The 19,834-nt window shown below is 55.2% G+C and carries 10 protein-coding genes; 8 read left to right on the forward strand and 2 right to left on the reverse strand.

Translation table 11 applies throughout. From position 1 onward, the window contains the following. The first annotated feature begins 108 nt into the window (after nt 1-108). The 5 genes from KJW29_RS02355 to KJW29_RS02375 all read left to right on the forward strand — a co-directional run bounded on the left by KJW29_RS02355 (nt 109) and on the right by KJW29_RS02375 (nt 9,844). A complete protein-coding gene (locus KJW29_RS02355) occupies nt 109-510 on the forward strand; it encodes a GPW/gp25 family protein (RefSeq protein ID WP_108992001.1) in 402 nt (133 codons plus the stop codon). A gap of 18 nt (nt 511-528) precedes the next feature. Continuing rightward, entirely contained in the window at nt 529-3,630 is a 3,102-nt protein-coding gene (locus tag KJW29_RS02360) for a baseplate J/gp47 family protein (RefSeq protein ID WP_214628609.1), read from the forward strand. A 140-nt stretch (nt 3,631-3,770) separates the two neighbouring features. Beyond that, the gene (locus KJW29_RS02365; protein WP_214628610.1) at nt 3,771-6,005 is read left to right on the forward strand and encodes a putative baseplate assembly protein; all 2,235 of its coding nucleotides are present in this window, start codon (nt 3,771-3,773) and stop codon (nt 6,003-6,005) included. Nucleotides 6,006-6,099: 94 nt separating this feature from the next. Then, on the forward strand, nt 6,100-8,157 hold the full coding sequence (locus KJW29_RS02370; RefSeq protein WP_214628611.1) for a phage tail protein: 2,058 nt from the start codon (nt 6,100-6,102) through the stop codon (nt 8,155-8,157). A 25-nt stretch (nt 8,158-8,182) separates the two neighbouring features. Then, complete coding sequence (locus KJW29_RS02375) at nt 8,183-9,844, forward strand: hypothetical protein (protein WP_214628612.1); 1,662 nt, start codon at nt 8,183-8,185, stop codon at nt 9,842-9,844. Between the two features lie 929 nt (nt 9,845-10,773). On the opposite strand, the gene KJW29_RS02380 is transcribed toward KJW29_RS02375, so the two are convergent. Together KJW29_RS02380 and KJW29_RS02385 are read right to left on the reverse strand one after the other, a co-directional pair. Then, nucleotides 10,774-12,753 (reverse strand): MORN repeat-containing protein, encoded by a 1,980-nt coding sequence (locus KJW29_RS02380; protein ID WP_214628613.1) that lies wholly within the window; start codon nt 12,751-12,753, stop codon nt 10,774-10,776. Nucleotide 12,754: 1 nt separating this feature from the next. Beyond that, entirely contained in the window at nt 12,755-13,141 is a 387-nt protein-coding gene (locus KJW29_RS02385) for a DUF4280 domain-containing protein (protein WP_214628614.1), read from the reverse strand. Nucleotides 13,142-13,398: 257 nt separating this feature from the next. On the opposite strand from KJW29_RS02385, the gene KJW29_RS02390 reads away from it, so the two are divergent. The 3 genes from KJW29_RS02390 to KJW29_RS02400 are packed head-to-tail and all read left to right on the forward strand — an operon-like array spanning nt 13,399 to nt 19,736. Next, the gene (locus KJW29_RS02390) at nt 13,399-16,143 is read left to right on the forward strand and encodes a HAMP domain-containing protein (protein WP_214628615.1); all 2,745 of its coding nucleotides are present in this window, start codon (nt 13,399-13,401) and stop codon (nt 16,141-16,143) included. A gap of 40 nt (nt 16,144-16,183) precedes the next feature. Next, nucleotides 16,184-16,681 carry a GNAT family N-acetyltransferase gene (locus tag KJW29_RS02395; protein WP_187104634.1) on the forward strand — a complete coding sequence of 166 codons (498 nt, stop codon included), beginning with the start codon at nt 16,184-16,186 and terminating at the stop codon, nt 16,679-16,681. Nucleotides 16,682-16,703: 22 nt separating this feature from the next. Further along, entirely contained in the window at nt 16,704-19,736 is a 3,033-nt protein-coding gene (locus KJW29_RS02400) for a HEAT repeat domain-containing protein (protein ID WP_214628616.1), read from the forward strand. Nucleotides 19,737-19,834 lie beyond the last annotated feature (98 nt).

Genomic DNA, 19,834 nt, shown 5'->3' on the forward strand with positions numbered 1-19,834 from the left:
CGCTCCTCAGGTTCTAGTTTCATCCAATCTTCTCGGTACTGGAAACCGGACTTTTTGAACGATATTTTATTTCCAAACTTTATTTAATATTCGAAGGGGGAGTTCGTCATGTCTGCGCCATTTCTGGGGAAAGGCTGGAAGTTCCCCGTTCAGGTGGACAAAACGACGGGGCGGATTATGATGTCGGAAGGCGAAGAGGACATCAAGGAAGCCATCCGCATCATCATTCGCACTTCGAAGGGCGAGCGGCTTATGCGCCCCGACTTCGGCTGCGGACTCAAGGACTTCGTGTTCGGCACGATGGACGATATGTCGATGCAGCTCATCGCAAGCGATGTAAAGGAAGCCATCCGCGATTGGGAGCCGCGCATAAAGGATATCGAAGTGAAGGCGCAGCCCGATCCATCCATGAACGGCCGCGTGCTGCTCGAGGTTAGCTATACAGTAAGATCGACGAACAATCTCTTTAACCAGGTCTATCCTTTTTATCTGGAGGAAGGCACGAAATAACGGGAGCGGGCATCGGACATGAAACATGCGGGAACGGGCGGCAATCGTCGTCCTCCGATAATCAATACAAATAACTTGTCCACCTATTTGGAGAAGTTCAAAGAGATGGCGCCGCACTATACGCCAGAATGGCGGTTTTCGCTTGATGGCAGCGATCCGGGAGCCGGTCTTGCCTATATCGTGGGCGAGATGCTGGAGGAGACGGTACAGAGGCTGAACAAGGCGCCGATGAACCATCTGCTCTCCTTCCTTGACCTGCTGGATGTAAAGCTGGAGCCGCCGCGGCCTGCCAGGGCCAGGGTAACGTTTCGGCTAAGCGAGGGCTCAACAGAGTCTGTTTATGTGCCTGCAGGACTTAAGCTGACGGCGAATAACCCGCAAGGCGGAGAGCCGCTTGTTTTCGAGACGGAGGGGGCCCTGGCGGCAACGCCGGCCAAGCTGACCGAGATCGTGAACGTCAACCCTGCCAGGGATGAGATCGTGACGGTCGCTACCGGCTACGACGAGAAGCTGGAGGCCGGGACGGCAGAAGCCGTACCGCTGTTCGATACGCGCTCTGCTCCGAACGAACAGGGGCATGCCTTGTTCATCCGGCATGACGAGCAGTTTCTGGTGGATCGCCCTTGCCGCATCTACATAAATGTTTTCCACGGAGAGAAGCGATACGCCGAACCCGAATTGGCGGCTGCGCTTTCTTCCGATCTGGTGGAGTGGAGCTACCGCAGCGATGGCGAGTGGAAGCCGTTCCGGTCGGCGATAGCCGCTGGCAACCTTATCATTCTTCATAAGAGCGAACCCGGCAAGCTGGAGCCCATGGAGCATCAAGGCGTCGAAGGCAGATGGATCAAGTGTGCGGTGAAGCCGCTGGAAGGAACGGCTTCCCCCATCTTGGATAAAAATCTGGAGATGGACAAGCTCCGGCTTCGCGTATCTCATGATGTTGCAGGCGATACGGAGCGGATTGCGCCAGATTCTATCTACTTCAACGACATGGCTTTGGCCGATGACGGCTGTTATCCTTTCGGCGAACATTTTGTTCCCTACTCCGTCTTCTACATTTCCAGCGAGGAAGCGTTTAGCAAGCGGGGGAGCAAGCTGGAGTTGACTTGTTCGGCGATGGCGAAGCCCAATCGGCTGCGCATGGCGCCGGATCCCGAGGTCAAGTGGAAGATGGTCATGCGCACGTATGATTTCGAGGAAAAGGATCCCCCGCGCATTCGAATTCGCCAGGTTGTATGGGAATATTGGAACGGCAGCAATTGGAACGTCTTGCCCGGCAACGAACGGCATGCCGCTTTCTTCGAGGATTTGCCCGAGGGAGACGGCAAGCCGTTTACGCTAACCTTCGATTGCCCGGAGGACATGGACCGGACATTCGTAAACGGCGTGTTCCAGTACTGGATTCGTGCCAGGGTGCTGCAGACGGACCCCGTTATCGCGCCTATCATGCAATACATGTCGCCTTGGGTGGAAGCGCCGAGATTATCCTATTCCACCGGTTCCCAGACCGTATTTGCGCCTCATAACGTCTATACAAGAAACAACGCGGACGATCGGGATCGCAGTTTGTCGGCGGTACAAGGAACAGAAGCCTATAAGCCGTTCGAGCCGATCCCGTCCCCCGCTCCCTCTCTCTATCTGGCGTTTAACGGGCCTCCGCTCAAGGGACCGCTTCGACTGCATCTGGAGCTGTCCCGGCGATTTGCCGCAGGAAACGAGAGACCATGGCTGGATTGGGAAGCGCTCTGCCGGGAGAACGGTAGGCTGGCCTGGAAGCCGATTAAGGTCGAGGATGGCACGGACGGACTGGGCATAAGCGGAGAATGGTTATGGGCCGGCCCGCCTACGATGGCGGCTGCAAGGTTGTACGGTCATGATCGCTACTGGATCCGGTCCATTAACCGGGACAGCCGGATCAGCGATGCGTATCCGGATATTCCCGTTGCGGACAGCGTCCGGATTAACACGGTTGCGGTTACCCAACAGATCAGCCAGGAGCGCGAGATGAGTATTCCTGCTGACGGACTGGTCCACTTGACCCCTACCGCGTTCGTTAACGAGCAGGTATGGCTGGATGAGCTGGATGAGCTTGCGCCTTCGGATCGGGCGGACATGCTGGAAGGCGAACCGGATCGATGTTACGAACAGCTCGACGGCGAAGGACAACCCATCCGATTTTGGGTGAAATGGCAGCCCGTTGCCTCTCTGGCCGACTCCGGTCCCGATGATCGGCACTATTCGCCGGATCGTGCCGGAGGCTTGCTTCGTTTCGGCGACGGGATGAAAGGAAGATCGCCTTCCGCCGAGCACGATCGGCTAGCGCGAATCTCGTTCCGGACTACGGCCGGCGCCGCCGGAAGAGTAGAAGCCAATCAAATTACGGGCATGCAGGTACCCATCGCTTACATCGACAACGTCACCAATCCGTTGCCGGCTATTGGCGGCAGCCATACGGAGGCGATGGAGGAAGTGCTGCTTCGCGGTCCTCAGCGGCTTAAAAACCGCAACAGAGCCGTTACGGCGAGAGATGTGGAATGGCTTGCGCGGGAGGCCTACCCGGGAATTGCGAAGGTGAAATGCTTGAGCAATCGCAATGCCTTGCTCGAGCGGGCGCCTGGTTATGCGACCGTGGTCGCTTGCACGGACGGAGGCGTTGCGGATACGGCGCAATTCCCGGAGCTTCGCAGATCGGTCGAAAGCGAGCTGCTGCGCCGCGCGGCAGGCGTCCTGACTGTAGGAGGCGGTATTCGCGTCATCGAACCGGCTTATCTGGAAGTATCCGTGAACGCGACGGTAGCGGCGGAATCGGTTGGGAGCCTGCTGCCGCTGGAGCGAGCATGCCATGACAAATTATCGACGTTCTTGAGCTTTATGAGCGGCAACACCGACGGACAGGGATGGAATATAGGAGAATCGCTCCACTTGTCGCTGCTGTATTCTCTGCTTCACTCGGTTAGAGGTTTGCTGTATATAGACAGATTATACGTGCATGTAGTTAAGATCGAAGGGGGAGTCCGCACCGAATGGGATCCCGCGAGAATGAATGAAGTGATGCATGGCCTCGTCACGAACGGCACGCACCGAATAACGGCCGTGCCTGCCGAAGGGGCTTCGCGCTAAAAGTGCGTGTTCAAAAAGTTCGGTTTTTCAGTACCGGAAGAATCGGTTGAATTCAATATTCGACGCCGAGTAGGCCTCTAGGATTACTTCGTAATGGGAATCGGACTTTTTGAACTACCTTTAAAAGGGAAGGAGGGACAATGATGCTGCCAAGGCTGCCGCTTGATGATCTTTCGTACGCGGAGATCGTCCAGCAATCCAGAAAGCTGATACCGAAGCGATTGCCGGAATGGACCGACGAAAATGCGCATGATCCAGGCATCACGATGATGGAGCTCTTTGCATGGCTGACGGAAATGCAGCGCTATTACATCGGCCGGGTACCTGACCGGAATCGGAGAAAGTTTCTTGATCTGCTCGGCGCGGAAGCTCGCGATACGTTATCCGCCGAGGCGCTTGTCGCCTTCTCGGATGTGCGCGAGCCGGTCCTGCTGCCGGCAGGAACAAAGCTTTTGGCGGAGGATCAAGTGTTCGAGACGGTGAGCGAGACCGAGCTGAGACCGCTTAAGCTGGAACGCATTTTGTGCCGGACGGAGAAGGAGAGCAGCGATGTGACGGCGTCCAACGACCATCACCATGTATCCTTCTATCCATTTGGAATAGACGCGAGGGCAGGGGCCAAGCTGTATGTGTCCTTCGACAGGGAGCTGCATCCAGGTGTTCCTGTACCGCTGACATTTAAAATGCTAAAGTCTGACGCAGCGCTGAGAGACATTTACGATTCCGCGAGTGAAGAAGAACTTGCCATGTTGATTCCTTCGGCCAGATTGTCGTGGAAAGCATACGGTTGGGATGAGGCCGCCGGCAAGGCTTCATGGCTGCCGCTTACGGTCATCGCGGATGAAACCGGGCATTTGACGGTCAGCGGCACCATTACCGTCACTCCGGCGTCTCCGATGAGAGCCGTTACGGTCCATCCGGCTGGAGACCGACCCAGGTATTGGTTTTGTTGCACGATAGAGGAGGACGGGTACGAGATGCCGCCGAGAATCGGCAGCATCCTCCTCCATACGGCCCATGCCGCACAGCGCGATACGCTGAGCGAATATGTCGAGCTCGAGGCTAGCGGAGAAGAGAACGAAAGCTTCTCTATGCATACTTATCTGGCTGCGTACGGCGATGTGCGCCTGCAATTGGAAGCCGCTCCGGGCGGCGGCTGGATGGAATTGTCCGCAGAGTCGTACAAGGTGGAGCGACATGCGGGAGGGGCGACCGTCGCTTTGATCCGCAAGGATTCCGTAAACCAGGGCGGCATGCTCCATAAAGGCCGAAGAGTTCGGATCATCGCCAGTACGCCGGATTTTTATCGATACCGCATGGTCGGCAGGAGCAACGGATTGCCCAATCAGCGGTTCGAGGTGTATGAGCTGCCTTGCAGGAAACGCGGCGCCATCGGCTTGCAGGCAGGGCGCTGGAATGTCGCATCCGGGGCGATGATATGGGAGGATTGGAGTGTTGTCGACAGCTTCGATCGATCGGGACCTGAAGATCGCCATTACGTCTATCTTCCCGAAGAGCGAATAATCGCGTTCGGCAACGGAGAACGGGGTGCGATACCCGACGCAAGTTCAGACGGCAATATAAGCTTGATTTCCTGCGAGCTTGGCGGAGGCGAGCGCGGCAATGTAAAGCCGGGGCTTATCCGGGAATGGGCGCACGAGGAGCAGCGAAGACTGGGGATCGAAGTGTCCAATCCCTTTTATGCTTCCGGCGGGGGCGAAGCCGAGACTCTGCATGATGCGCTTGCAAGAGCCGCTTCGGAGCTGAAGCGGGCCTTCCGCGCCGTCACGGACGAGGATTACGAGGACATCGCGAGATCGACGCCAGGCGTCGAGGTAGCCAGAGCCAAGGCGATTCCGCTCTACAAGCCCGGCCTTTCCGACTACCCCAGAGAGAAGGCGCATGGTCAGCTGTCGCTGGTCGTCGTTCCGCAGGGCTTGTCACCGACTCCGCTGCCAAGCCCAGGATTTTTGCAGACGGTAAGCCGATATCTGGATTCACGGAGACTCATTACAACGGAGCTGCATGTCATCCCTCCCGTGTACGTCCAGGTGACGGTTCATGCGGTTATCGTCGTGGAGGCGCCGTTTGCGGACGAGAGGGAACGTTATGCGGATCTGCTAAAGGGACTGCTCAGGCCGCTTGACGGAAATCAAGGGGAGCGCGGCTGGACTTTCGGCAGAACGGTATACAAGGGCGATATTTATGGATCCCTTACCAAAGGAAGCGGAGTCGTATTCGTCCAGGATCTGTGGCTGGACGCGGACGGGCCGCATGTGACCAAGACGGCGGGCGGCGACATTGTTCTGCCGCCGCACGGCTTGATCTATTCCGGAGAGCACGAGATCGAACTCATCAGCAGAACACGCTTGTAGGCTGCAGCACAGCCACCGGGCGATCGGCGGGAAGGGAGGAATTTCACTGAAGGAGCATAATCAATATTTCTCCGTCAACCGTCAGCAGGATTGGTTGAAGGGAACCGCCTATAATCTGGAGAATGGAATGGCGGGGCTTGGCATTCGACGCGACAAGCGATATGGCATTGCAGGCACGCTGCGGCTGGATGCGCTGGAAGGGTTGTCGGCTGTCAAGGATATGGCAGTCGGCGAGCATGAACGCATCTATCTGCTGGATGATCGGGCCGATCTCTGGAGCTACGATTGGCGGATTGGCGATCATAAGCGCTTATTCCCGCAAGGACATGGATTATTCGGCGAAGATGCCAGAATAGCGGCTTCGGGACCGTTCCTGTTCGCCGCTGACCCCGGTAGCGATTGTTCATTGTCGGCCTTTCATACAGGCAACGGCCAGACGATGTGGTCGCGGCAAGGAGAGCGCATCGAGGACGCCGTCTTCCATCCGTTAGCCATTGGTGCGGACGCGAATCATGTCTATGTATTGTCCCCTCTGGATACGGACACTGGGGGAGACGAACCGGCGGTTCCTGAAGGCGGCAAGCTGTCCATTCTTGTATTTACCCATGGCGGAATGCTGGTCGATGTAATCGCTAATCCTTCATTGCGTCAACCCGTTAGGGCGAAGCTGAAACATCTGCGCGGCGCCTATTATCTTGCTGTCAAGCCTGATGGAGGCCTGGCCGTATTAGATACGATTTTCGCAACGGTCACGATTGTGGAACAAGGCGGAGCTGCTTGCGTCGAGTCTCTTCCAACACGCACCTATGCGGGGCTGGCCTGCGACCGCAGCGGCATGATGTACGTCGGTGACGCGAGAGGTCTTGCTGGCGACGACGAGGATGACCGCTTTATTGTGACACTCGGAGCCCGCGGGGAGGTTAACGGAGCTGTTACGAGCTACCGCGGGCGCGCAGCGGTGCTTCTCGCGGATGCATCCGATCGACTATACGTGCTCGGCAACAGCGACGATACAACGATTACGATGCTTCATCTGCAGCCGCAGACTCTTGCCATGTCCGAGACTGGCGTGCCAGAGGGCGTATGGCTTTCCAGCGGGTTCGACAGTACGGAGAGCGGCACGGTGTGGCATAAGCTGACAGCCGATGCATTCGTTCCCGGAGGGACGCAGCTGCATTTATCCTACTTCTGTCTGGATGATGAACGAGCCGTTATCGCGGGCGCATATCGTTCTGTGGACGATTGGATTCATGATCCGTTTATTCCGTACAAGGAAAAGCTGGAGGGGCTCGCGCCGTTTTGGTCGCCGCCGATACCGAATCCGAAGGATGCTCTCTTTATGGAGGCGCAAGGCCGCTATATGTGGCTTAAGCTGGAGTGGATCGGCAACGAGCGGCATACCCCAATGGTGGAGAAGCTAAGACTTTATTTCCCCCGGGAGACGTACCTGGAGTACTTGCCTGCAGTCTATCAGGAGGACGAGGAGAGCCGGGACTTTCTGGAGAGGTATTTGTCCATCTTCGGCACGGCTTTTATCGAGCTGGAAGAAGAGATCGGCGATCTGTCCCGCTATATCGATCCCTATCGGGCGAAAGGCGAGCATCTACGCTGGCTGGCTACGTGGATCGGACTGGAGACCGACGATTATTGGACAGATGAGCAGGTTCGGTCGTTTATCCTGGCGGCGCCCGAGCTGTATCGCTATCGAGGGACGAAGCGGGGGATCAGCGCCGTCATCGAGATGTATACGGGCGTGGAGCCGATCATCGTGGAGCAGTTCCAGACCAAGATTATGCGTGACCACGCGGAGCTTCGCAGCTTGACGGATGCGCTGTATGACGACAATCCGTATTCCTTCACCGTGTTGCTCAGGCCGGAGCAGGCGCTGGGCGAGAAGCAGCTTGTCGTTATCGAGGGGCTGCTGGAGGAACAGAAGCCGGCTTATACGGAAGCGAAGCTGGTCCAGCTTCAGCCGTGGATGTACTTGGACCTGCATACGTACTTGGGCATTAATACCGTATTGACGGAGCCGTCGCTGCTCATGCTGGGACCGGAGCGCAGCATGCCGAACGATACGCTTATCGTCGAGATGGGCATGGAGAAACGAATGGACGTTCATACAAGGTTGGAGCTGGATTCCGAGCTTGAATAAACCGGACTAACGAGGAGTGGTTGGTGTGAAGAAGTCGAGGCTGTACCCGTTCGAGAGAAACCGTTATTTCTACGGCAAGCTGCTGACCGTAAGGGATTTCGAGTCGGAGCAAAAATATTTTAATGACAAAAGAAGGCTGCTCAACCGGCTAATGTTCGGCAGCGGCGTCCTGTCCGGCATGTCCGTAGTCGCCGTGGACGACAAAACGGTGTCCGTCGAGATGGGCGTGGCGATCGACTACATCGGTCGCGAAATCGTCATTCCGGCGCCTGTCACGATGAAGCTGTCCATGATCGAAGGCTTTACGAACAACGAATACAAAAAAAACGTCTACCTCTGCGTCGCATATGACGAAAAGGGCAAGGAGCCGGTGCATTCCGTAGGCAATGCCTCCGTCCGCTCCGGCGAGGTCAGCGAATATAACCGCGTGCTGGAATCGTACCGGCTTTTCATCAACGAGACGGCGCCGACGCCGTCATCCTTCGAGTTCGTCCAGCTGATGGAGAACATCGTCACGCTCTACGAGCGAGATAACGTACGCATTACGCAGCGCATGCCGAAATATGTGACGCCGGGCGAAGTGATAGAGGTGCGCCTCGTCGTCGAGAAGACGCTGCAGACTCCGCGCATCGCGTTCTCGTATGAGTACGAGCTGACAGGTTTTCAGAACGTTGGCGATTCCAATGGAGTCGTGTCCTTCCAAGAACCGGGCGATGCGCAGGATACGGAGTATACCATTACGTATCAGCTAAAGGCGCCGCATGAAGGCGGAGTGTTCGCAGAACTCGCGGTTCCAGCCCGAAATGCCAAGTTGACGATCGGCGACGAACCTGTTTCCGTCGACTCCAGCGTAAAACAGAAGATCGAAGTCGTTGACGTCCCCGTCGCGGAGAAGATTCTGGAGGACTGGCATAGCCGTAGTCTGGAGCATGCGGTAGAGGGATCGGCGGACAAGAGCATCTGCCTGGCGAAGATCAGCTTGTTGCAGATGGGGCCCACATACATGATCGAGAAGGTCGACCGCATGCCGTTCGACGAATATATAGAGAGCACAACGCTGACCCAACGCCTGTCGAGGAGCGGAGGCGGGGCGTCGCTTCATAAGTTTTTCGCGAGCGCGGAAACGCAGGACCTGGAATATGGGGCGAAGCCATCGCTCGACGTTAAGTATCATCCCGACCGCAACGAATTCGACTTCAAGCTCGGCATTCCGCGTCCGCAGCATCTCTATGATGAGATTGCAACAGGCACGATGGAGGTCGCGCTGGAGTCGATCGGCAAGACGGGAGGTTTCTTCTTCTCCAGGGGCAAGAAGAACTACGTCTCCGACGAATTGATTCACGGTCTGGGCGAGGGACCGGTAACCGTCGTCGTGGGCCTGGAGGAGATCGACGAATCCGGCCATGCCAACGGCTCCGCAGCGAAGAAACAGGTCTATTACGGCCAAAGCGATGTGTTTAAAGGGACGGAATTCGAGCCTTCCCTCCCAAATGTCTCGCTGGGCACGATTGTTTATCCCGATAAGGGGACATTCCGCATCGGCATGAAGCTGCAAGGCGATAACGAGTCATCCGCCTCCGTAATCGCCGTTCGCTGGTGGGCATTCAAGAGTCTCGGCACTTCCGCGAAGTCGGCCGCGGCTGAGATGACATCCGCATTGATGGAAGCGGCAGCGGACAAAGAATAATGCATTTGGACATCAAGTCGTGGCCTCTCGATTCTCCTTATACGGGAATCGGGAGGCCTTTTTGTTGTGCCGATGGACCGTAAAGTAACTCTGATTAGCGTCCATAGGCGTTAGTAACGCTTATGGCTCCAAAAAGTAGGCGAACGAGCAGCTGTAGGCGTTAAAAACGCCGATGGACCGTAAAGTAACTCTGATTAGCGTCCATAGGCGTTAGTAACGCTTATGGCCCCAAAAAGTAGGCGAACGAGCAGCTGTAGGCGTTAAAACCGCCGATGGACCGGAAAGTAACTCTGATTAGCGTCCATAGGCGTTATTAACGTTTATGGCTCCAAAAAGAAGGCGAACGAGCATCTGTAGGCGTTAAAAACGCCGATGGACTGTAAAGTAACTCTGATTAGCGTCCATAGGCGTTAGTACCGCCTATGTCTCCTAATAGTAGGCGAACGAGCAACTGTAGGCGTTAAAAACGCCGATGGACCTTAAAGTAACTCTGATTAGCGTCCATAGGCGTTAGTACCGCCTATGTCTCCAAAAAGTAGGCGTACGAGCAGCTGTAGGCGTTAAAAACGCCGATGGACCTTAAAGTAACTCTGATTAGCGTCCATAGGCGTTAGTAACGCTTATGGCTCCAAAAAGTAGGCGAACGAGCAACTGCCGGTGGGATCGACTTACAGGTTCACAGATACGCACATCACGAGTAATAAGTCGGCGAGGCCGACCTATTAGCTAGTAGTAGCGCACATTGCGAGGAATAAGTCGATGAGACCGACTTGGTTACTTTCGAGCCCGATACTTTAACGTGTCTATAAGCAATCTTTGGGCGATGAGATGCCACTTCGTTTGACTGAGAAAGAGCTGCCCGGAGTCGAACATTCGACTTCGGGCAGCTCTTTTCGTTGATGTGTATTGGCTTGGCGTACGATGGTCAATCAGGCTTCGGGCACCAACTGGTTGAGTTCCATACGGACAATCGTATCCTTGTTGAAAGTAAAGGTGTACAGAATCCCTCCCGATACGAAACGCACGTTAGTCCTGCCAGTCGGCAACGTCTCCTTGACAGAAACGACCTTGGCATCAACAAGCCGTTTGTAAGCAGGGTCCATGACAGCTTTATTCCAGGTCGACAATTTGGTTACTGTAAACAGCTCCGGGTTGTCCTCATCGGCCGTCAGTACGAACGACATGCCCATGGAAGCATAAGTCAGTGTCTGCGTCGCAGGCAAATCCGGCAAAAGATCGTCAATCTCAGGATCGGATGCGCCGGAAGCAGAGCTTGCTGCTGAATTGCCAGTTCCGGCTGTGCTGCCGCCGATTGCCCCTGTGTTACTCCCTGCAGTTGAACCGCCGCTCGATGCCGCATTACCGCTCCCGGCAGTTGAACCATTGCTCGATGCCGCATTACCGTTCCCGGCAGTCGAACCGCTGCTCGAGTCCGTGGTATTGCTGCCCGACAACGTGCTTACATTTCCGCTGGTGCCAGAGGGGGCGTCGCTTGCGTCAGCAGGATCGGCATCCGGGCCAACGCCGTTGCTCTCGCTTGCAGCCTCGCCGCCTTCTCCTGCGGAGTTCCCGCCGTTGCCACTTGAATTCGTATCGGCACCGCCGCCTGTCGTTGCATCTTCAGCGCCTTCCCCAGTCGAAGCTCCTTCGGCGGAAGCTTCTCCCAATTCGGCAGAGTCATCTCCAAGAGGAAGCTCCGGAAGAAGAGGCGTCTCCGAAGCAGGAGGAGGATCGGCTGCGCCGAGCGTCTCCTGGAGTTTCGTCAGCGTTATGCCGTGGAAGCCATCTGCCCAAGGGCTGCCGGCGCGGAAGAAACCTTTGTACAGGACGGCTCCGTCCGCATCGTACAAACTGCCTATGCCTTGATAGACACCTTCGGCGAATTGTCCTCCATATCGAAGTATGCCTGCATCGTCATAAGCTTCGCCGGTGCCGCTCTTCGCGCCTCCGAGGAATGTGCCGACATACAGCGGTTTGCCCGATTCGCTGTACAGCGTGCCAGCCCCATGGTAAGACCCTAGCAGGAACTCGCCTTCGTACTTGACGAAGCCGGAAGAATATAATTCTTTGCCCATCCCGGAAGCTTTGCCGCCGGCGAAGCTGCCTTCGTAGCTGATATTGCCAGCAGCATCGTACTGCTTGCCTGCTCCTTCATAGACGCCGGCGACGAAAGCTCCTTCGTAGACAGGCTTGCCTTCAGAATTCGAGAGCTTGCCCTCGCCTTCGTACATTCCTTGCAAATAGCTGCCGGCATATAGAATGCTGCCGTCTGCGTTGTAAGCGACCCCGGCTCCCTCGAACTTGCCGGAGAGGAAGGAGCCTTCGTAGCTCGGAGAACCATCAGCGTTGTAGAGTGTTCCCGTGCCGCTGTATACGTCATTAAGGAATTGACCGCGGTACAGGAGCAATCCATCCTCGGTGTACAGCTCTCCGTCTCCCGTCATCAATCCTTTGTCGAAGGCGCCTCTGTAGCGCAGGACGCCGTTCGGATAATAAAGCTTGCCTTCGCCGGAATACAGTCCGTCGACCAGAGCGCCCTCATAAAGCAGATTTCCATCTCCGTCCCGCACGGCCGCCGTTCCGTTGAAGCCGCTCCCCGCAAGCGCGGTTGCCTCCAATTGCGGGGTCTTGCCCATCCACTTGTTTAGGAAGGCGGGCGGATTGATAAAGCCGAAGTATACAATGACGAGAGAGATGATCACAATCAAAGCGATCATCTTCTTGGCGATGTAATAACTCCCAAGCCGCAAGTAATTGTCCAGCGAGCGAAGAGGTCCGAACAAGGCAGTGACAAGAAATCTGCGAAGCATGGCGAACAGCCGCTTGGGAAGCGTCTTGGCTCGTTTGATGGGACGGATGATGATCCGTTGAATAGGTTTGAATATGGGCTTGAGTATCGCTTCTATCATGTCAAGGCACCTGTATCGTCATTTGGCCCGGATTCGTTATCGAAATAACGCCGCCCCAATTGCACATGCACTTGGATGAGTTGTTTAATGCGGGCATATTGCCAATCAGCACGGTCGGAGAGCCGGGCGCCCATGGAGCGGCGGTGACTGGTATGCATGGCATAGGAGTCAACGCGCCCAGTGCGGCTGCCGTGGCAGAAGCGACGGTTGGATTGGCAAGAGATTGGCACATGCCGAAAGGCAATATGTTGACCATTGGTTTGTTGTCCATAATATTGGCTGCGGGCATAACATTAAGAACTCCGTTGGCCGGCAGCATGACCAAGCTGCTTGGCGCTACTCCGAAGCTGCATTGAAGCATGGCGCCGCCGCATACTAATTGACCCATGACGATCCTTTCCGTGAGCAGGAGGACCTTGAGGTCTTCCTCTCTCTTTTTTTCATTATTCGATGTCGAGTAGGAAAGCAGGCTTATTGAACAATCTCTATTAATAATAGTACTATAAGCCTCTTTCTTTCATCAACATAAACCTGCACAATCGGCTCTCATTCGTCACAAAAAATGAAAGGAAAGGGATGTCAATCTAACAAACATATAGTACTATAGAAATAGAAAATTCAAGCATTCGGAAAGCGATGGTGTTCATGCGAAAGTCCCCGGTCATTATTTTGCTGCTCCTGATCGCAATTGGTCTCTCCTGGCTCGTATACGCGAATCGGTCACAGATGGCAAATCTGCCGTTCGAAGGAGAACGTTCGCTTTCGTATCTATCCAAAACTTCGATAGGTCAGGGCGGTCTTGTTCACGTCATCGCGGATTCCCGCAAAGAGCTTATCCAGCTGGACGGAGAACGTGTCATTCTTCAAGATGTGAAGCTAGGAGATGAGGACGGCAAAAGCCACGGCTTCACGGAGGTTGAATCGGCGGCTGACGGGAGCATGATTGCCCTCGACACGGTGCTGGACGAATACGGACTGTACGTGCACGAAGAAAGACTCATGCGTTATGAGCCGGGCTCCAAGGAAGGTACGATACTCTATACCTACGATGGCGCGGTCGGCAATAAACGTCTCGGCAAGATCAAAGGCGTGCAGACGCAAGGCGATCATGTTTACTTCTATATCGACGAAGCCGAAGCCGGAATCGGGTTAATGCGCATTCCGTTGACGGGCGGAGCACCCGAAGAGATATACAGGTTCACGCTGCCTGGCGAACGTTATTTGTCGGAGGTCGCGGGCACCCAGCAAGGCGAGATTTATTACTCCACGCGGAGAGGCGCCATCTACCATGTGACGGCAGGAGGCGAAAGCGCCAAAATTTATCCGTTGCCGGAGACGGAGCGGACAAGCCGCAACTTCCCGGAATCTCTACAGCTGCATGACGGGCGCTTGTACTTTATCGACAGGCTTGTAAATGCTGTCTCAAGCATCAGCTTGTCGAATCCGGGCGAAATTCGTACGGAGCTGTCCGAAGAAGAGCTTGCGGTGCGTTCAGGCGGAGCCGAATTTCTGGAAATCATGGATGTTGAGGTCGATGACCAAGGCGGCTTGCAGCTGGCGATGGACGATCGCATCGTCTATATTGCCGCAAACAAGCAGGACTCGAGCGTCATAACGTCGCTGGCACAAGGCAAGTCGGAGATTCGCCAAACATGGATCTTCTGGACTGCAGCAGCTTTGCTAGCTCTTGCAGTCGTCGCACTGCTCCGAATGGTCTATATTCATTGGCTGAATCGCCGGGTATCGTTGTTTTTCAAGCAAGTATTCGCCATTGTTCCGATTTTGGTCGTTTCGATGTTCATGCTCTCCAACTTTATCTATGACAGCTTCTCGACTCGAATGGAGGATGAGATGCAGCGCCAGCTGTCGCTGCTGGCACGCAACGGGCAAACGCTTATCGACGGCGACCAGCTAAGCCGCCTCGCTTCTCCGAGCGATTACGGCAATGCCGATTATGTGGCGCTCCGCGACAAGATGGGTTTCCTGTATGAGAACGAAGACCCATCCATTCGTCAAGGCTTGTACAGCACGTTGTACAAATACGAGAACGGCCAATTTTTTGTCATCATGGACGATGACGACGGCGTGAACATGTTCAAACCGTTTGCGGTGACAGAGACAAACAAGCCGGTCGTCGAGAGCGGTGCCATCGTCTCCGAACGCTGGGAGGACGCAACGGGCAAGTTTATGTATGCCATTGGTCCCGTCTACGACTCGTCGGGCAATATCGTCGGCGTCTATGAGACGGGCAGCGACCTGAACGTGCTCTATCAATCCAACACTACCATCTACCAGAGCATTCTGCGCAACATCGGCTTAAGCAGTCTCGTTCTTATCGCGATGGTGCTTGGCGTTACATATTGGCTGCTTCGTTCTCTCCGCAAGCTTCGCAAAAGCGTGATGGAGATGGCGAGCGGCAACTGGGACGTTCATGTGAATATCCGCTCGCAAGACGAAGTTGGCGACCTCGGCGAGCAATTCAACCGGATGGCCCAGCATATTCGAACTTATATTAAGGACATTACGACCTTCAGTGAGGCTTCGCATCGATTCGTTCCTCAGCAGATCTTCAAGTATTTGGGCAAGAAGGGGATTACGGAGGTCCATCTCGGCGATCAGGTACAAGGCAACATGTCGGTGATGGTAGCCAATATCCGCTCCTTCAATCAGTTGTCCAAGCAGCTGTCTCCGAAGCAGAACTTCGACTTCATGAATGGTTTCCTCAAGCGCTTCAGCCCGTTCGTTCGGCAGGAGGAAGGACTAATCAGCAAATATCTCGGAGCCGGCTTTATGGCACTGTTCCCTGGAAGGTCGGAGGATGCGATTCGCGCAGCGATTGCGATCCGACGGGAGCTTGCGGCCTACAACGATAGCCTGATCGCATCAGGTTACCGTCCTGTCGACATGGGGATCGCCATCCATAAGGGACCGCTGATGCTCGGCATTGTCGGCGAGGAGCAGCGTATGGAGGGCAATGTCATCTCCGATGACGTTAACGTGACGACGGCGCTGGAACGGTTGTCCGATACGATGGGCTCATCCTTGCTAGTGACGAAGACGTTCTTCGATCAGCTGCGCGCGCCGGAACGGATCCGCTGCCGTTATCTGGGGCGAATCGGCATGGAAGGCAAAGACGAATCCGTGGAGCTGTTCGATGTTTACGAAGGCGACTCTGACAAGGAGCGTCAGCTAAAGGATCGGACCAAAACGACATTCGAAAAGGGCATTCGCCTCTGCCAAGAGGGACGTTTCTACGACGCTCGGGAGACGTTCGTTGAGGTCATTAAGTTGAACCGGTTCGACAAGGCGGCCAAACTTTATTTCTACCTGTGCGACGAATATTACCAGAAGGGCTCGTCCGAAGGCTGGAACGGTACGTTAGCCGTATAAACCACTGAGAAAATGATAGAGACTTATGGGGGCGGGAAGCATGCTGGTTCAATCTAGTCGGATTGAAAGGGTTGGCGACAAGCAGACGGCGGATGATATCAGTTCATTCCTGCTGTCTGACAGTTCGTTCGACGACACCAATTATACGCCGGGCGAACTAAAACATTTTCGCGAGCTGCCTTATCGGGCGTTGCTGGGAGACAGCATTTTCTGGTACGCCCGCAGCGAGGACGGAAGCATAGCAGGCATAAATTGCATGGCGCCGAATGAACAGGGTACTGGCGGATACAACTGGGATTATCTCGTCGTACACAGGGATTATCGTAGAAGCGGACTGGCCGCGGGCTTTATCGAAGAAATGTTTCGTTACCTGCGTGAACAGAACGCCCGATATCTATTGGCCTATACCTGTGATTTGCCGCAATATGACGCGATCAAGCTGATGTTCGCAAAGCTGAATTTTAATCTGATCGGACGTTGCCCCGATTATTATTACGAGGGCGAGGATCGCCTCGTCTATCATATCAAGATAGATTAGAGACAGTAGGAGTAGTGGGAATATGAACGGAATATTGCGAGCCGTCGGCGCCCGTCCGGAGGATCAGCGCAAGCTGCTTCTGATGGCGCCTGTTTTTTTTATTTGCGGCATCGCGGAGATGCTGAACTACAATAGTTTCATGACGCTTTTTAACCAGCGATTCGGCAGTGAGTTTTTGCCGTACGTGTACGCAGCGGAAGCCTTCATATTGCCTCTCGAAGCCTGGCTGCTCTCCTGGCTGGCATCCAGACTGCCGAAGCCGAAGCTGATGCGGGTCATGTATGCCATGATGGTTGGCATCGTTGGCGTAAATGCCGCAATCTTGATCACGTTAGAGGGGCTCGGCATGGATGCCCGTTGGTTCTATCCGGTGCTCTTTATCGCGTCGAGCTTCGTCGTGCGCCAGCAAACGCTGCTTCTTTGGAGTCTGGCGATCGATCTCTGTTCGACTCAGCAAGCGAAGCGGCTTATGCCGGTTTTCGTAGGCTCCGCTACGCTTGGCGGCGCGACGGCCGGCTTGCTGGCGCAGCTTATTAGTCTCGCGTTTGGGCCCGTTGTTATCTATACGGTCGGGGGTCTGTTGCTGCTGCTTGTTTGGAGAAGATACCGTAAAGTGATCTCCGACTTCCTGGTGCCGATATCGCTTCGGATGGAAGCCGCCTCGGTTGAAGAAGAGACGATCGGAGCAGGTGCGGTATTCAAGCATGCACTCCGGTCCCCGTTCTTGCTAATGGTTATCTTATTGATGACGATGATGCCGGCTCTGTATTTCCTAATGGAATATGAGTTCCTGAGCATTGCCCGATTGTCCTATGTCAATGAACAAGCATTTAGCCAGTTTTTTGGCATGATTACGATGATATTGTTCGTTCTGGCTTTCTTGCTTCAGCTTGTCTCTGGCAGGTTGATGGAGAAGCTTGGCGCGAGTCAAATGTTGACAATAATCTCGGGAGTGTACGTGCTCTCGTTCGCCGGAGCTGTAATCTTTGGAGGCGGAGCAGCGGCGATGCCCGTTATTTCTTTAGGCTACATGCTGCTTTATCTGCTGCTCTACTATTCGGCGGAGCCGTCCTATCAGCTGTTTTTCAAGACGCTTCCGCTGGCGCAGCGCGACAGCTATCGATTCGCCGCACAAGGAATAGCAGCCTCTGCCGGCATCCTGCTGGGCGCTGGCATGCAATTCCTTCATGCTGGGTTAGGTCTTTCGTGGCAGCTGCTGTCCGTGATCGGTCTGGCAGGTTCGGCGCTGCTGCTTGTGTTAGCCTGGTATGGACGAAAACTGTACATGCGCGAGCTTGTCCGGAGCGTCAGCTCCATGAGCGCCGCGGATATCGCGGATTCATTTGACGAGATCAGCATGAACCCTGCGGCAATGGAGGAAGCAAGGCGGCTCTTGGATCATCCAACGGATACGGCTCGCGAGATCGGCATTCAGCTCATCGGCAGGCTGCATGACCCCAAGGATCTGCCGCTGCTGTTACGACTGCTGGAGGAGGGGAACGACCGGATTCGTATTGCGGCAATCAGGGCGATGTCGCTCGCAGGCGCCGATCTGCCGGCCATGGCGCAAATCGCCAAGCTGCTGGAGGATCCGGACGACGCTCTTAGGACGGAGGGGGTACGCGCGATTGCCCGCATGAAGCAACTGAAGGAGCAAGCGTTTTTCTTCCTGCGGCAAAAGCTGCTGGATCGCCATCCTTCCGTCGTGGCGGAGGCCGTCAAGGCGATGTATTCGCTTGGCAAGGAACAGAGTTACGAGGCTTGCCGAGAGGTTATCGACCGCATACTGGAAGAGGGCGGCGAAGCTTCCGTATACATGTGCGGCGCGATCGCGGACTTGGAGCTTACCGCATTTGTTCCCGCGATCATCAAGTTGACGGAGGATCCGCATCCCGCTGCCAGAGTGTCCGCTATCCGCGCGTTAGGGAAGCTTCGCAGCGAGGATCTTATCCCCCTGCTCTTGCCCAAGCTGTCGCGGATGGATGAAGAGATGTTGTCCGCGTCCACAAAAGCATTCGTCGACATTGGCCAGCCTTCGGTGAAGCCGCTGCTGGCGAGCTTGCCGGATGCGCCTGCCAAACACTGGAGCTCGGCCGTAATGGCCTTGTCGGAGCTGCTAGGCGAAGAAGACATGCGCGGCGGATTGACGCAAGAGGCGTTAGGCCGGCTCTCGGAGCTTGGCAAAGCGGCGGACTATGGTGCCGCGCTGAGAGTATGCGGCAAGGAAAAGCTGGCCAGTCTCGCGGATATGCGTTGGCATGAGGTGCGGTTGCTCGTGTTCAAAGGCATATGGGCCATGCTTGCCAAGCTGACGGATGAACGCGCCGTTGAAGTTATCCGTACAGGCGTCACGCATGCCGAGGAGGAGTACCGCAGCAACGCGCTGGAGGTGCTGTCGGAAGGCTTCGGCGATCGAAGAATTTCGCAAGCCATGGTCATCTCATTGGAACTGGAAACGATGGCTCGTCCCAAGATGGAGCGGGATGAGGCGATGACACTGCTGGAAGCGGCACTGCACGGATCTGACGATTGGTGGAGGGAAATGGCGAACGAGGCGCTGGCCGAACGGAAAGGGGATAGGGCTGTGACAAACGAAGGTCAAATCATGAACCGCTTGAACAAAGTCGTATTCCTGAAGCAGGTTCCTTATTTCTCCGACCTGTCGCTCGAGGAATTGGGGCTTATCGCGGGCGTAGCCGAAGAGGAGACGATCTCCGACGAAGACATCCTGCTTAAGAGGGGGGAACCCCAGTCGGCTATGTATGTCATCGTCGAAGGCAATATCGAATTAACAAGCGTGTCCGCGGCGGGCTGGGAAGGCACCATCGGCGTGCTTGGACCGGGTGACGTGTGCGGCGTTACGTCGGCGCTTGACGGATCGCCCTCCACCGTGACGGCGCAGTCGCTGCTGGGCGATGCGCGCGTCCTTAAGCTCTCCGGCGACGATGTCTCGCGTCTGGTACGTTTGTATCCCGAGATCGGCATCGGTTTGCTGCGAGCTTCGTTCGCCCGGATCAGGCTACTGGAAGAGATGATGATGCGAATTGATTCGTAATCATAAATGAATCAAATTAACTATTTACAAAATACAATATTTATGATATAATAAAATATTTAATATTGATTAATATCTCCTCGTTTATTATGATAAGA

It is taken from the genome of Paenibacillus agaridevorans, from assembly GCF_018604145.1.
Lineage (GTDB): Bacteria > Bacillota > Bacilli > Paenibacillales > Paenibacillaceae > Pristimantibacillus > Pristimantibacillus agaridevorans.